The organism is Postechiella marina (assembly GCF_039538365.1).
GTDB lineage: Bacteria > Bacteroidota > Bacteroidia > Flavobacteriales > Flavobacteriaceae > Postechiella > Postechiella marina.
This window is the reverse complement of record NZ_BAABCA010000001.1, coordinates 164,246-179,174: the sequence shown is the minus strand read 5'-3', so window position 1 is coordinate 179,174 and position 14,929 is coordinate 164,246. Positions and strand designations below refer to the sequence as shown.

The 14,929-nt window shown below is 30.8% G+C and carries 14 protein-coding genes and 1 pseudogene; 10 read left to right on the top strand and 5 right to left on the bottom strand.

Translation table 11 applies throughout. From position 1 onward, the window contains the following. The first annotated feature begins 23 nt into the window (after window positions 1-23). From ABD715_RS00725 to ABD715_RS00700, 6 genes are all read left to right on the top strand, one after another. Complete coding sequence (locus tag ABD715_RS00725) at window positions 24-659, top strand: DUF937 domain-containing protein (RefSeq protein ID WP_344785947.1); 636 nt, start codon at window positions 24-26, stop codon at window positions 657-659. A 209-nt stretch (window positions 660-868) separates the two neighbouring features. Further along, the gene (locus ABD715_RS00720; protein ID WP_344785945.1) at window positions 869-1,309 is read left to right on the top strand and encodes a DUF6146 family protein; all 441 of its coding nucleotides are present in this window, start codon (window positions 869-871) and stop codon (window positions 1,307-1,309) included. 37 nt (window positions 1,310-1,346) lie between these two features. Next, window positions 1,347-1,649: a DUF6787 family protein gene (locus ABD715_RS00715; RefSeq protein ID WP_344785943.1), complete on the top strand. Its 303-nt coding sequence runs from the start codon at window positions 1,347-1,349 to the stop codon at window positions 1,647-1,649. 54 nt (window positions 1,650-1,703) lie between these two features. Further along, window positions 1,704-2,060 (top strand): hypothetical protein, encoded by a 357-nt coding sequence (locus ABD715_RS00710; RefSeq protein WP_344785941.1) that lies wholly within the window; start codon window positions 1,704-1,706, stop codon window positions 2,058-2,060. Between the two features lie 47 nt (window positions 2,061-2,107). After that, complete coding sequence (locus ABD715_RS00705; RefSeq protein ID WP_344785939.1) at window positions 2,108-4,507, top strand: TonB-dependent receptor; 2,400 nt, start codon at window positions 2,108-2,110, stop codon at window positions 4,505-4,507. A gap of 42 nt (window positions 4,508-4,549) precedes the next feature. After that, on the top strand, window positions 4,550-5,134 hold the full coding sequence (locus ABD715_RS00700) for a type 1 periplasmic binding fold superfamily protein (protein ID WP_344785937.1): 585 nt from the start codon (window positions 4,550-4,552) through the stop codon (window positions 5,132-5,134). 60 nt (window positions 5,135-5,194) lie between these two features. On the opposite strand, the gene ABD715_RS00695 is transcribed toward ABD715_RS00700, so the two are convergent. Then, window positions 5,195-5,473, bottom strand: a complete 279-nt coding sequence (locus tag ABD715_RS00695) for a hypothetical protein (RefSeq protein ID WP_344785935.1) — start codon at window positions 5,471-5,473, stop codon at window positions 5,195-5,197. A 57-nt stretch (window positions 5,474-5,530) separates the two neighbouring features. Next, entirely contained in the window at window positions 5,531-6,118 is a 588-nt protein-coding gene (gene folE / locus ABD715_RS00690) for a GTP cyclohydrolase I FolE (protein WP_344785933.1), read from the bottom strand. Between the two features lie 113 nt (window positions 6,119-6,231). Between folE and ABD715_RS00685 the strand changes: the two genes are divergently transcribed. Continuing rightward, on the top strand, window positions 6,232-6,894 hold the full coding sequence (locus ABD715_RS00685) for an ABC transporter ATP-binding protein (RefSeq protein WP_344785931.1): 663 nt from the start codon (window positions 6,232-6,234) through the stop codon (window positions 6,892-6,894). Window positions 6,895-6,968: 74 nt separating this feature from the next. Here the strand turns inward: ABD715_RS00685 and ABD715_RS00680 are convergent, their stop codons facing one another. Further along, the gene (locus ABD715_RS00680; RefSeq protein ID WP_344785929.1) at window positions 6,969-8,300 is read right to left on the bottom strand and encodes a Gfo/Idh/MocA family protein; all 1,332 of its coding nucleotides are present in this window, start codon (window positions 8,298-8,300) and stop codon (window positions 6,969-6,971) included. Between the two features lie 23 nt (window positions 8,301-8,323). Beyond that, window positions 8,324-9,694: a 3-keto-disaccharide hydrolase gene (locus ABD715_RS00675; protein WP_344785927.1), complete on the bottom strand. Its 1,371-nt coding sequence runs from the start codon at window positions 9,692-9,694 to the stop codon at window positions 8,324-8,326. Between the two features lie 224 nt (window positions 9,695-9,918). Here ABD715_RS00675 and ABD715_RS00670 point away from each other — a divergent pair, with 224 nt between their 5' ends. From ABD715_RS00670 to ABD715_RS00660, 3 genes and pseudogenes are all read left to right on the top strand, one after another. Continuing rightward, a complete protein-coding gene (locus ABD715_RS00670) occupies window positions 9,919-11,136 on the top strand; it encodes a helix-turn-helix domain-containing protein (RefSeq protein WP_344785925.1) in 1,218 nt (405 codons plus the stop codon). Continuing rightward, window positions 11,129-11,641 (top strand): annotated as a pseudogene (locus ABD715_RS00665) (DUF2400 domain-containing protein); the annotation flags it as partial. The gene ABD715_RS00670 and the pseudogene ABD715_RS00665, both read left to right, overlap by 8 nt. A 57-nt stretch (window positions 11,642-11,698) precedes the next feature. After that, window positions 11,699-13,477 (top strand): recombinase family protein, encoded by a 1,779-nt coding sequence (locus ABD715_RS00660; RefSeq protein ID WP_344785923.1) that lies wholly within the window; start codon window positions 11,699-11,701, stop codon window positions 13,475-13,477. On the opposite strand, the gene ABD715_RS00655 is transcribed toward ABD715_RS00660, so the two are convergent. Continuing rightward, a complete protein-coding gene (locus tag ABD715_RS00655) occupies window positions 13,478-14,866 on the bottom strand; it encodes a hypothetical protein (protein WP_344785921.1) in 1,389 nt (462 codons plus the stop codon). Window positions 14,867-14,929: the final 63 nt, after the last annotated feature.

Here is a 14,929-nt window from a genome sequence, read left to right as displayed (position 1 = left end):
TTACTTAAAAACAAAATACAATCATGTCAGGAATTTTAGATTTATTAAACAGCGACCTAGGAAAAACAATAATTAGCGGTGTTGCTGGTCAAACAGGACAAGACGAAAGTAAAACTAGCGGACTTTTAACTATGGCTTTGCCTGTACTAATGCAAGCTATGAAAAACAATGCCTCTACACCTCAAGGAGCTGAAGGATTAATGAATGCTTTAGGTAAGCATGATGGCAGCGTATTAGAAAATCTTGGCGGATTATTTGGTGGTGGTGTAGACTCTAATGTTTTAGACGATGGAGATAAAATTTTAGGTCATGTTTTGGGTGGTAAACAACAAAATGTACAAAATGCTCTGAGTCAAAAATCTGGAATAGATGCTGGTTCTGTTGGTCAAATACTAAAAGTTGCAGCTCCTCTTTTAATGGGGGTTTTAGGCAAACAAAGTAGACAACAAAATGTAAGCAGCTCGAACGGAATCGGGGATTTACTAGGAGGCTTAATTGGAGGAAACTCAAACCAACAAGAACAAAACTTTTTAACAGCTATTTTAGATGCAGATGGAGATGGTAGCGTTATTGATGATGTTGCAGGAATGGTGTTAGGTGGAGATAAAAAGAAAGGTGGACTTGGCGGTATGCTAGGCGGGCTTTTTGGCGGTAAATAATAAAGTACCTTACATAGAAAATATAAAAGAGCCAAACCTAAGTTTGGCTCTTTTTTGTTAATTACTCTTAAACAAAACAAATACAGTTTCTTTTTTTGTAAATTTAATACGATATGTTAGCGTTACCTAAACCAAAGAGTGTGTTAACTCATTATTAGTTTTAATATAAGCCACCGCACCATACATTTGAATAAATTAAAAATATACAGATGAAAACATTAATTTACATTTTATTGGTTTGTAGTTTTATTGCAAGTTGCAGTACTACTAAAAAAAGAACAACTTATAACAAAGAAGAACTATCTGAAGCATTAGCACAAAACGACACCCTAAAAATTTCTAATGAAGCACTAGAATACGAAATTATTATAATAGAGCCTGGCTTTAATTTTTGGTTAGCTAGCAGAGCTAGACCAGAAGGTTTTTACTCGCAACAATATATGGAAACTAGAAATTATCAATATGTTGTAGAATGGAACCAACGTGTTAATCAACCTCTAGCCTATCGTACAGATTTATACGAAATGCAAATAGATTACCAAGCCAACATAGACTACGGTTACGAAGTAAACTATAAACTTTATAACTACTTTATATACTTCCAGTTAACATACAATCAAAAATTAGGAAACTTTATTCCTCGAATTTAGTTAGGTTTTAGTAGTTTTGCGCAAATAAACTATTTGTGTGGAAAAATTAAAAAAACGCTGGGGTATAGAAAATAATTGGCAAATTATAGTAATTTTTATTGTATTTGCAATTACAGGATCTACAGCTTCTTTTATAGGCAAGCCAATACTAAACTTTTTAAATATTACACCAGAAAGCTTTACAACAGTTGGCTATTGGGTTGTACGTATTGTACTTTTGTTTATTATGTATCAAATAATGCTAGTCTGTTTTGGTTGGCTATTTGGTCAATATAAATTTTTCTGGAATTTTGAAAAAAAAATGCTTCGAAGGTTTGGTTTCTTTAAAGAGGAGAAATAAAATTTAATAGACTATCCCATTAAATAGATATACCATATATTTGCACAAATTGCAATGAAACTTTACTTATTAAAAATATCATCTATATTATTTTTAACAATTATACTGTTAAGTAAAGTTGTTAACCTACATGCTTATTCTCATAACCAAGCTCAAGAACTAAGTCATTGTCAAAATAATGATTTAGATAATGATCATAACCAAAATAAAGAAGGAGTTCCTTGCGATCTTTGCCTATTAGTTATAAATCTTAATAATTTAGATTACAACAACTCCTTAGAGTTTTCTTTTAAGAGTACACCTATTACAGAGATCGATATTAAAGAAAACGTATTAAATTATATCAATTTAATACCTCAAAAAAGCTACCTAAATAAGCAAAAAAATAAAGCACCCCCTTACACAGCTTAATTATTCAGCAAAAATTAGTAAATACATTAATTAAGATATGAATTACAATGAAGAATATCTGTTTAATCTTATTTATACTAATATTTAGTTTTAGCTACAGTCAAAATTGTAATAGTATTTTTATTGGAGAAGTTACAGACTTCCACAATAAAGCACCATTAGAAAATGCTACCATAAAACTTATTGGTACAAATAAGATAACAATATCAGACAATAAAGGAAAATTTACCTTTCAAGGTTTATGTAACAATGTTTACAGTATAGAAGTTTCTCATTTAGGGTGCGAAACTAAAATTCTTAAATTAGACATAAACGGTAATACATTTAAATCCATAAGTTTAGAGCATCATTTAGAGGCTCTAAACGAAGTTATTGTTGCTTCTAGTTCTAAAATAGAACAAACTAGTGTACAACAATCTATTTCAAAAAAAGACATAGAAGCCTTTACAGATAAATCTTTGGGAGACGCTTTAAATACAATAAGTGGAGTTTCTTCTTTAAACACAGGCAATACTATTGTTAAACCAATGATTCATGGTTTACATAGTAGCAGGCTTTTAATTGTTAATAATAATGTACGCCTATCAGACCAAGAATGGGGAGATGAGCATGCACCAAATATAGATATTAATGCTAGCGGACGCATAGATCTTATTAAAGGAGCTAACACATTAATGTATGGCAGCGATGCTATTGGTGGCTTAATTTTAATACGTCCAGAAAATTATGCTGCAAAAGATAGTATTTTTGGTAGCACAGCATTATCGTTTAACACCAATGGTTGGGGCGGTAATTTAAACTCTGAAATTGTTAAAACTTTTAAAAGTGGATTTTACAGTAAAGTACAAGCTAGTTATAAAGTTTTTGGCGACTTTAAAAGTCCAGATTATCAGCTTACCAATACCGGAATTAAAAGCATTAATGCTTCTGCAAGAATAGGCTACAAATCTTTTGAAAAAGGTTTTGATGCTTATTACAGCTATGTAAATAATAATATAGGTATTCTTAGAGCATCTCATATAGGCAATACTAACGATTTAGTACAAGCTATAAACTCTGGAGAACCTCAATATATTGAAGATTTCTCACACCATATAGCAAACCCAAAACAATCTATTACCCATCATTTAGCAAAAATTGAAGCCTACAAACGTTTTAAAGGCTTAGGAAAATTATCGCTACAATACGATTTACAACTTAATAGACGAAAAGAATTCGATTTAAGGCGAGGAGATAGAGAAAACATTCCTGTAATAAACCTTAAATTATTTACAACCTCTATACAACCCAATTTAAGAATTGATGCTATTGATAATTTAAAGCTAAATACCGGTATTTTACTTCGATATCAAAACAACGAAGCTATATCTACAGGTGTTAACCCCATAATTCCAGATTTTGATAAATATGATGTAGGAGCCTATACTACAGGAACCTATAACTTAAACTTAAACTCTGAAATAAGTGCAGGATTAAGATACGATTTCTCTCGCATAGAAGCAACAAAACGGTACCGAGTTACAGATTGGAATGAAACCTATAACTACGACGAATTATTTCCAGAATTTGATTCTGGAGAAGAACCAAGCAGCTCCAGACTATTAACATTCCCAGAATTTACTTTTAAAAACACATCTGCAAGCTTAGGTTATGCGAATCAATTTAGTGACGACTTTGAATTTATTTTCAATTACGGATTAGCCTCTAGAAACCCCAATCCTTCAGAATTATTCAGCGATGGTTTACACCATAGCGCAGCCAGAATCGAAATAGGCAAATTAACCATAGGAAAAGAAGTAGCCAATAAATTCATGATTTCTTTAGAACGAACTAATCAAAACTTCGGATTTTCCATAAGTCCATATTACAAACATATTAAAGATTATATTCAATTAATTCCAGTAGGAGAAACAACAACAATTCGAGGGTCTTTTATCGAGTGGGAATATTTTCAAGTTGACGCTCAAATTTTTGGAGCCGATATCGACATACATAAAAAAATAAGTAATCATTTAAAATATAACGGTAATTTAAGCGTATTAAAAGGAAACAATCTATCGGATGATACACCTCTTATCCATATGCCAGGAACAAACTTTTCAAATTCAATTACATATCAAAACCCAAAACTTAACCAACTCCTTGTTAGCCTAACGCAAAAAACAGTTTTAAAACAAAACAACTATCCAGATTACAACTTTTATACATTTAATGCTACAACTCAAGAAAATGTCTATGTAGATATTAGCTCTACACCGCCAGGCTACTCTCTTTTTAACTTTAACAGTTCTGCTACATTTAAACCTTTTAAAAAGGGTTCTTTAAAAGTAGAATTTAACATTGAAAATTTATTTAACGTATCGTATAGAGAATACTTAAATAGGCTAAGATATTATACAGATGAAGTAGGCAGAAACTTTAATATAAAACTCAAATTCAATTACTAATAAATAATATTTAAATTTAAAACTATGAAAATGATTAAACCCATGAAAACAATTAAATTATTAGCACTATTTTTTATGTCTAGCTTAATTTTAACAAGCTGTTCTAGTGATGATGATGGACACGATGATGACCACGATCACGAAGAAGAATTAATAACCACAGTTATTTACACTTTAACAGAAAAAAACACTGATGTTGATGACAATAGCAGTATTACATTAACATTTACAGATATAGACGGTCCAGGTGGCGAAAATCCTAGCTATGCTGTTTCTGAGACTTTGCTTTCTAATACAGAATATACAGGAAAACTTCAATTATTAAACGCAACAGATGATCCTGCAGAAGACATTACTGAAGAGGTTAAAGAAGAGGCAGACGAGCATGAATTTTTCTTCTCTTCTACTATTTCTGGTTTAACTATTTCTAAAAATGATACTGATGAAGATGGAAACCCAGTTGGAATAGAAAGCACTTTAACTACTGGTGATGCTGGTACAGGTACTCTAACGATAATATTAAAGCATGAGCCTACAAAACCAAACGATGGTACATCTGCAAATGCCGGAGGAAGCACGGATGTTGAAGTAACTTTTGATATTTCTGTTGTAGATCCTGTAAAGTAATTGCATAACAGCTTATAGATTAAAAAAAATCCCTTTCAAAATAATTTGAAAGGGATTTTTTTAATCTTTTTTTATAGACTTCTTTCCGTTAAGCACATAAGTATATAACCACATTAGTGTAAAGGTAGGTATAACATCTATGCCTGGCGCCATTTCTTCTACAAAGGAAATACCTGCAGCTATTTTTCCTGTTTTCCCTTTATAAAGTTTAGTCATTAACCAAACAGAAGCAGGAGCCCAAATAACATCTGTAAACTCTCCAAACCCAGGGATTATAAAAGACACATAACCCAGAGCATCAAAAAGAATACTAAGCCCTAATTTTTTGTATTTGTTCATATAAGTAATAATTTATACTTATCTATAAACAAGAAACATACCACATTTATGCGCTAATTATTTCCCTATTAATTTTAAGAATTCGTTTCTAGTTTCAATTTTTTCAAACTGACCTCTAAATCCAGATGTAGTAGTTGTAGAGTTTTGTTTTTGTACGCCACGCATCATCATACACATATGAGAAGCTTCAATAACTACAGCAACACCCTGAGGCTTTAATGTATCGTTAATACAATCTAAAACCTGCTCTGTTAAACGTTCTTGTACTTGTAATCTTCTAGCAAAAACATCTACTATTCTTGGTAATTTACTAAGTCCAACAATATGTCCGTTAGGAATATAAGCTATATGTGCCTTTCCAAAAAACGGTAAAATATGATGCTCGCAAAGGGAATAAACCTCTATATCTTTTACAATTACCATCTCGTTATAAGACTCTTTAAACATAGCGCCCTTTAAAATCTCTACAGGATCTTGGTCGTAGCCTTGTGTTAAAAACTGCATTGCTTTAGCAGCTCGCTCTGGTGTTTTAATCAAGCCTTCTCTTTGGGTATCTTCGCCTAACTCGTCTATAATATCCTTATATCTATCTTTAACATCTTCGGTTACCTTAATGTTATACTCTTCAAATTGTTTGTATGCCATAATCGCTTTTATTCTAAGGCATAAAGTTAATCAAATTTTGATTGGCCATAAAACCAAATCTTAATTGTGCATCACATACTAAAGTGGTAAATTGTCGTTTTATTTATAAAAGTATGATTCAAGCAAAAAACATTCATAAATATTATAACGATTTACACGTACTTAAAGGAGTAAACATTCATGTTAAAAAAGGTGAAGTTGTCTCTATAGTTGGTGCATCTGGAGCTGGAAAAACAACTTTATTGCAAATTTTAAGCACGCTTGATCAAACTTCATCTCAAGAAAACTCAAGTATAAGTATAAACAATATAGAAATTAACACTTTAAACGACAAAGCATTAGCTAGATTTAGAAACGAACACATTGGTTTTATATTTCAGTTTCATCAATTACTTCCCGAATTTACAGCTATAGAAAACGTTTGTTTACCCGCTTTTATAAAAGGCACTAAAAAAAGTGAAGCCGAAAAAAGAGCTAAAGAGCTTTTAGATTTCTTAGGGCTATCGCATAGATACAACCATAAACCTAACGAACTTTCTGGTGGAGAACAACAGCGTGTTGCTGTAGCTAGAGCCTTAATAAATAAACCTAGTCTAATTTTTGCAGATGAACCTTCGGGAAATTTAGATAGCGAATCGGCGGAAACGTTACACAATTTATTTTTTAAGCTTCGCGACGAATTTGGACAAACTTTTGTAATTGTAACTCATAATGAAGAATTAGCAAATTTAGCTGACAGAAAATTAACCATGGTTGATGGTAATATTGTTAATTAGAAAAAACGAATTAGCAGAAAACAAAAAAGGCTTTCATTAAAAAATGAAAGCCTTTTAGTTTTATTAAAACTTGATTACAATTTAGGTTCCCAACCTTTTTCGTACTTACGTTTCCACATTTTTTTAGCTTGCTTACTATTTAAAACTCGACCAGTATTAGGGTCTACATCTAAACTCTCTTTTGTAAACTGCGCAATATTACCTAAATGACAAAGTTGTGTAGAAATTGCAGCTTCCCATATAGGCGAATTCTGTTTCTCTCCTACCAAAATAGCATTTATAAAATTTCGCATATGGCTAACTGTTAATCCATCAAAACCTATAGTATCTGATGTTTTATTAGCACTAGACTCTTTTTTCTGATTTTCGAATTCTGTTTTAAGCTTCTTTCCTTTCAAATCATAAAGTACATATTTAGACCTATCTAAATGAATACTTCCTTTGGTACCATGAATCACAGCTCCTCTTCCTCCAATAGATTTAAAAGCGTTACAGCTTCTACCATCCCATGTTAGGGTTTTTCCTCCTTCAAATTCGTAACTAGTCATTTGTGTATCAAAAAATTCCCAATCATCATTATAATGTAATCGTCCGCCTGCAGAAACTACTCGTGTAGGATAACCTACACCTAAGGCCCAACGACAAATATCTATTTCGTGTGTTCCGTTATTATGAATTTCTCCTGTACCCCAAGTTTTAAACCAATGCCAATTGTAAGGATGTACATTATTTCTATAATTTTCTCTTGGCGCTGGTCCTTGCCATAAATCCCAATCTAGTGTTGGTGGAACCGCAACCTCTTTACCTATTCCAATAGATTTTCTAGCATTTGCATAAACTGCCTTTGCAGCGTAAACGTCACCAATAACACCTTCTTTTATGTCGTTTACCGCCATAGCAGAACTTCTTGAAGAGCGTTGCTGATTACCCATTTGGCATAATTTTCCATATTTTTTTTGAACCTTAACCAGTAATTCATTTTCATGCGGATTATGGCTACATGGTTTCTCTACATAAACATGTTTACCTGCTTGCATACCCATTATTGCCATTGGCGCGTGCCAATGCTCTGGTGTAGCAACTACAACAGCATCTATACTTTTATCTTCTAGTAACTTTCTAAAATCACTTTCTGTTTTTGGATTTGTATTGGTTTCCTTTATACAAAACTCTTTAAACTTACTTAATCTATTTGCATCTACATCGCAAATAGCAACAATGTTACCTTGTTTTATATTACCAATTGCCTTTGCTAAACCATGTGCTCTGCCTCCACAGCCTATTATAGCAAAGTTTACTCTGTCTGCAGATCCTAAAACACTAGCATAAGAGCTTGCTGTACTTAATAAAGTAACTCCTGCAGCTCCCAAGGCTGTGTTTTTTATAAATTTTCTACGTGTTGTCATTTTTATGTCTTATTTAGTTTGGTTTAGTTTAATTCTTTAATTTTAATGCTTCTAAAATGCACTTCGTCTCCATGATCTTGTAATAGAATAAGACCTTCTTTAGCCTCGCCAAAGTTTGGCCAATTTTTGTACTTACTATAAGCTACTAAAGCTTTCCACTGTTGTGTTCCGCGTTCGTATTCCACAACTTTACATCCATTTAAATAGTGGACCACGTTATTACCATTAACTACAATTCTTGCTCGGTTCCAACTACCAGCATTAACATATTTAAGCGGTTTTAAACCTTTTACATGTAATCTAGAATCTGCTTTAATTAAATCGTATAAAGAACCTATTGTTCTTTTACTTCCAACCCCCTTTTTAGCATCTGGATGGTTTTTATCGTCTAATATTTGAAATTCGCAACCTATAGCAGAACCTTTACCTTTATTAAGGTTAGTGTCTACAAAATATTTAATACCACTATTTGCACCTTTTGTAAATTTAAAATCTAATTCCAATTCAAAATTCTTATAAGGTTTTGTTGTTACAATATCTCCTCCATGCTCAGACTCTCCACCACCAGAAGCATGTACAGTTAAAACACCGTCTTTAATAGACCAACCTTTACTAGGAAAATCATTACGCTTTGCACCTCGCCAACCGTTTGTTGTTTTTCCATCCCATAATAGTTTCCATCCAGAGTTCTTTTCGTCTTCCGTTAATTGGTTATGTAAATAACTTACTAAAGGCGCAGTAGTTGTAAATTTGTAATCTTCAGGAATCTCGGTTATCTTAATATTTTTCCAACGTGTTTTCTTTCCTATTTTATCACCTCCAGCAGAGTGTACTTGCAACGAGATAAAACCAGTTTCAATATTTTCTTCTACCAAATTAGCAATATTTACACCATTAATCCATGTGGCAATTCTATGCCCGCAAGCTATAACTTTAACCGAATTCCATGCATTATCTTTCCACGCCGATTTTGCTTCTGGATTATACTCAACAGGGTATCTCCAACCATTTCTACTTTGGTCGTAAATACCACCACTCCATCCTCTTTCGGATGCATCTGCTTCAATTTGAGAACCATAAACAGACCCCTTCCCTTTAGATGGGTCGTGATGCGTTCTTATTTGCACACCTCCATTTAATGTATAATCTACGTTAATATCGTACTCTAAAATAAAATTGGTGTATTCTTTTTTAGTTGATAAATAGGTACTTGGAGATCCTTTGGTAGATATACCAACAATGGCATTATCTTCTACCAAATATTCGGCATAACCATTTAAGGCTTTCCATCCTTTTAAGTTTTTACCATTAAATAGATTTACTGTTTTTTGTTGTCCAATCACTAAATTAGTACACACTAATAAAGTAAACAGACATAAAATGCTTTTTTTCATAACTGATTTAATCTTATCTTTTATTTAAAATTAATAATGAGCGGTTAGCTCGTGTATAGTTGGTATCGAAATTAATCGGCACTTCTCAAATATAACGAAACAGGTTTCTTATTTGAAGTTTTAACGTCCTTTAATGGTTGTTTTAATGGTTAAAACAACCATTAAACACTAGTATTAGCGTATGTTCTTATTTTTTCTTTTCTTTACAAAACAAATAATTAAGAATGATTTCTACAGATGAAAAACTTGAAGTATTAAATATTTTATTAAAAAGCAAAGCATTTTCTAAATCGACAACAAGCAATATTTTATTAAAATATTTAATAGAATCTTCCATAAAAAATAAAAATTTAAATGCTACTGATATAAGCATAGAATTATTTGGATCTCAATACGAACATGAAAAAAGTGAAGCTACAGTTCGTGTTAATGTTTATCATTTAAGAAACAAATTAAAAAAGTATTTTAATAACGAAGGTATAAACGATGCCATTACCATTGAGATAAAAACAGGCCAATACGGAGTGTCTTTTTACAGAAGAGAACAGCCAAAACCTAAATACAATTTTAAACAAAAAATAAGTTTTATATTTTTTACCCTTACTCTATTACTTATAGGCAGCTATGCTTTTATTAAGTTAACCTATAAAGACCCTGTTTGGCATTCTCTTTTTAAAAACGACAAAGAAACTACCCTGTATTTATACGATATTTTTGGCTATTATGGGCCTACACTGTTTAATAAAATAGGTTGGCATAGAGACTACGAAATAAACTCGGCAACCGATTTTTATAATGAGGTAGAAAAACATCCAAAGTTGATGAAAGATTATTCTCCTGGCAGAAATATTTATGTAAATTTTTTAAGCGCATACTCTGTTAACGATTTATCGAAACACTTTTATAGATACAATAGCGAATTTAAAATACATAAATTTCATAATTTATCGCTACAACAACTAAAAGAACAAAATTCTATTTATATAGGTCCGCTTAGAGGAGACAATGCTTTTGTAGATTTTTTTAATTTAAAATCGAAACACATAAAGTTAATTGACAATAAAAATAGTACAAACCAACAAGAGGAAGATTTTTTTGATGGACAAAACGCTACCTATAACGAAGGAAGAAATATTAAATTTAAAAATCTAGAAAAAGGTATAGACACTTTAATTAAACTAAAATCTAATGGTAATAAATACGAACATGTTTTAGTTGCCAAACTTAATGGAGACAACAATACCTCTAACCTATTATTTTTCTCTAACCACGGTTTTGGCGCCACTGCTACAATAGAATATTTTACAAATGTTGACTCCTTAAAACGCTTTAACGACAACTATTTAAAAGATGCTGATGAATTTATTTCTCTTTTTTATGTTAGTGGTAAAGAGCGTACTAGCATAAATATAAAACAAATTTTATTTGATGATAATAAGTAAAAACGAACTTAAAGAGTTTTTAGACGAAAAGGTAGAACTTTACAATAACCCTAATTTTATTGAAAGCGACCCCATACAAATACCACATCAATTTACTAAAAAGGAAGACATTGAAATAGCTGGTTTTTTAACTGCAACTATTGCTTGGGGAAACCGTAAAAGCATTATTAACAATGCAAATAAATTAATGACTTTGTTAAACAACGAACCCTACAACTTTGTTTTAAACCACAGCGAGGAGGATTTAAAGCGTTTAAAACCTTTTGTACACCGTACTTTTAATGGCGACGATTGTATACAGTTTATAAAGTCTTTAAAGCATATTTACAAAAATCATAATGGTTTAGAAAATGTATTTAAAACATATGGAACACCCCGCTCTTTACAAGAATCCATATCTAAATTTAAATCTACTTTTTTTGAAATAGAACATTTGCGTAGAACACAGAAACATATTAGCGACCCGCTAAAAAAATCGGCAGCAAAACGCATCAACATGTTGCTAAGTTCATAAAAGAGGGTTGATATTTTTTGTTAACTTTATATCCAAGAAAATTAAGTCATGAATAATAAAGTTTTAGCAATATACGCAAGAAAATCTGGAAGTAGCCCTACGGACACAAGTATTGAGAGTCAAGTAGAAGGCGGTGAAAAATATGCTAAGGAAAATCATTATGATATTATAGAATATACAGATGTAATGGTTTCTGGAACAAAAGGGTTTGATACTTTTGAAGTTAATGGTGATAAATATAATAAACTACATTACTATGAACGACCACAATTTGCTTTAATGATACAAGATATCAAAAATGGAAAAGTAGATGCGGTTTGGACATATAATCAAGATAGAATAGAGCGAAATTCTAACATTTGGATAATGTTCTCCTCTCTTATTGTAGAGATGCAAATAATCTACATCGTAAATAATAAAATAGTAGATTTAAATGATATTTCTACAAAGATGATTAGTACAATCTTTTCGGTTTTTAATGAATATTATTCATTGATAACATCTTTAAGAGTTCGTCCAGCTCATAAAAAAAATGCGCTGTCTGGCAGAACACATGGAGTAATTGCATATGGCTATATGCGTGACCCAATAACGGGAAAATATGTACAAGACCCAGAAGAAGCTCCTATAGTACAAGAGATATTTAACTATTACATTACAAATTCATTAGGGGCGTATCTTATTTCTCAAAAACTAAACATTAAGGGGATTCTATGTCCTTATGCTAAAAGGAAAGGAGAATTTAAAACAAAGAAAAATGTATATGTCCAAGCAAGAAAAAAAGAAGATACTACTTGGTCTGGAAGTACCGTTTTGGGAATATTAAAAAATCCAATTTATAAAGGCTATAAATATCATGGCGATGTTAAAATTAAAATAGATGACCCAATTATAGATGAAGCCCTCTGGAACAAAGTTAACAAAGCTTTAAAAAGTAAATCTAAAGGAGGTAAAAATGCAAAACATAAATATTTATTATCAGATATTATTTTTTGTGGACATTGTACTAATATAATGATTGGTAAAATGAGAAAAAACGGTACTGATAATGCTTATAAATGTTCTACAAAACAAAGGGATGTAAAAATTTGTACCAAGTCTCGTGGCTTATCTATTCCAAAATTAGAAACCTTTATTATTAAGCACCTATTTGAAAATGTGGGATTAAAAGAACTTCTATTATCACTACCTCAAGATGATGATAAAATCCAAACACTTAAAAATGAGCTAAAGTATCATACTAATCAATTAGAGGACTTGAAAGTTAAAAACGATAACTTCCTAAGTGTTATCAATAGTCCTAAAAAGTTAGAAGATGCTAGTTCAATAGTTCAACTTTTAAATAAGAATACTAGCAATATTGAAACAAAAAAAAGTGATATAAACGCTTTAAATAAACAGCTAGAATTATTAAATAAGGAAAAGCAAAAACAACATATAAGAGATACTATTGAAAGCTACACAACAGATTATAATTTTGAAACTTTACAAAGAGCAGTAAGAACTTTGATAGAAAGTATTAAAATAACTTATGTTGGTAGTACTGTTAAAGAGTATTATATTTTTATTAAGTATGTTGGAACCTCAACTGTAACTCAATTTAAAACCGACCATAAAGCTTTAAATTTCAGTTGTGTAGGAATTCAAAGAAAACAGCAAACTAAGGTTATAATTGACGATGTAACTAGAAAACACCTCTCCCAAACAGAAACAGGAAAAGAAATGATAACTAAATATGATGAGAAAGAAATAGATACTTTTATTTCTGTTGGAAACGAGCTTTTTAATATTAAACTAGAAAAAGATAGCTATATATTATTCAACTAGTTAATCCTCACTAATAACAGGAGCCATCCCCAAATATTTTTCTAAAACAGCTCGCATTATTTCTAAAGTTTTTGCTTTATCTTTTTTAGGCACAATTACAGCATCATGAACGGTAAATGGAATAATGCCTTGATTAACCAATTCACGACAAATGCCATCAATAAAAATTTTGGACTCAATCTGTGTTAATTTAACCGAAAAATCACCATGCTTCTTTTTTTTGTAAGACTCTATAATAGCATTAATACCAGGGTAAGCTTTTTTAAATGTTTTCTTTATCTCTAAATAACTTGTATTTTTTGAATAAGCTATACACATCCAAATGTCTTTGCATTCTTCTCTCGTTTTACCATATAATTGCTGTAAATGTTCATACCATTTGCCTTCTATTGTATGTTTAAAATACGCATCAATTTCACTTTTTAAATCTGCATTAGCGTCCTTATAATGGTCTTTTAAAATAATATTAAGCATAACGGGCTGAGAGTTTTTTAAGTCCAAATAAACCATGTTTTCGTAACCAATAATAAATTGCCTTAACTCACTTGCCATAAAAGTAAGGTTGGTATCAATCCTATTGTTAGCTGAGTTTTTACTGAATTTAAGGGATTTATTAACTTTACCATCTTTAATTGCAAGAATAGAAGATAATCTAGAGGTGTATTTTCGGTTCGTTCTATTTCTGTCATCATCAGTTTTAGCTAATCCAATATTTGTTCTATACTGCCTCTCAATAAAATTAATAGCTTCTTCATAACGTAATTTAAAAGTCTTTCTAAAATGACTTCCCATTTTTTTGATATGCTTAGGTGCATTATTTATAAACATTGAATCTTGCTCATAGCTAGAGGTTAAATAGCTAGTGTTTTTAGAATTTATCAATATTTTTATACTATACCAATCATTATAAATCCTATTTTTTTGATTGTCTGTTTTCTTAATGTTTTTATTGTTTGAGGTTGTTATTGTAATGCTATCTGGGAAACAATAGGTAGGGCTGGTAATTTCTTTATTTATATTATATAGTGTATTAGTATTATTTATATAATAATCTAAATTATATAAGTAATAATATGTTGTCTTACCTTGATAATAATTATCATTCCATATAATACCTTGATTAACTAAAAAGCGAATATAATTTGGATAACTATTTCCATATTTAACTTTAAGATATCTTGAATCTAAGGGAGTAAATTGAAACAAGTAATCTTCATTTTGTTTATTATATATAGCACTCTTTGTTAGTATTTCATTTATAATAGAAAAAAAGATTTCAATATTATAATCAAAATCGGCTAAACCAATATGTAGTTTTAAAAGAAGGTTGTCTACAATTACTTTTGGCAAATGTATCGTTCTATATTTTTTATAACCTGTTTTTTTCATTGTATAAAGCCTAATTAACTAAGCTGCTCTAAATATACTATGTCTATAACTAAAAGTAAATTG

Coding starts and splice junctions, on each gene's coding strand:
- ABD715_RS00680 (WP_344785929.1), bottom strand. CDS start 8,300: ATGACAACACGTAGAAAATTTATAAAAAACACAGCCTTGGGAGCTGCA.
- ABD715_RS00660 (WP_344785923.1), top strand. CDS start 11,699: ATGAATAATAAAGTTTTAGCAATATACGCAAGAAAATCTGGAAGTAGC.
- ABD715_RS00725 (WP_344785947.1), top strand. CDS start 24: ATGTCAGGAATTTTAGATTTATTAAACAGCGACCTAGGAAAAACAATA.
- ABD715_RS00655 (WP_344785921.1), bottom strand. CDS start 14,866: ATGAAAAAAACAGGTTATAAAAAATATAGAACGATACATTTGCCAAAA.
- ABD715_RS00705 (WP_344785939.1), top strand. CDS start 2,108: ATGAAGAATATCTGTTTAATCTTATTTATACTAATATTTAGTTTTAGC.
- folE (WP_344785933.1), bottom strand. CDS start 6,118: ATGGCATACAAACAATTTGAAGAGTATAACATTAAGGTAACCGAAGAT.
- ABD715_RS00710 (WP_344785941.1), top strand. CDS start 1,704: ATGAAACTTTACTTATTAAAAATATCATCTATATTATTTTTAACAATT.
- ABD715_RS00700 (WP_344785937.1), top strand. CDS start 4,550: ATGAAAACAATTAAATTATTAGCACTATTTTTTATGTCTAGCTTAATT.
- ABD715_RS00695 (WP_344785935.1), bottom strand. CDS start 5,473: ATGAACAAATACAAAAAATTAGGGCTTAGTATTCTTTTTGATGCTCTG.
- ABD715_RS00685 (WP_344785931.1), top strand. CDS start 6,232: ATGATTCAAGCAAAAAACATTCATAAATATTATAACGATTTACACGTA.
- ABD715_RS00670 (WP_344785925.1), top strand. CDS start 9,919: ATGATTTCTACAGATGAAAAACTTGAAGTATTAAATATTTTATTAAAA.
- ABD715_RS00675 (WP_344785927.1), bottom strand. CDS start 9,694: ATGAAAAAAAGCATTTTATGTCTGTTTACTTTATTAGTGTGTACTAAT.
- ABD715_RS00720 (WP_344785945.1), top strand. CDS start 869: ATGAAAACATTAATTTACATTTTATTGGTTTGTAGTTTTATTGCAAGT.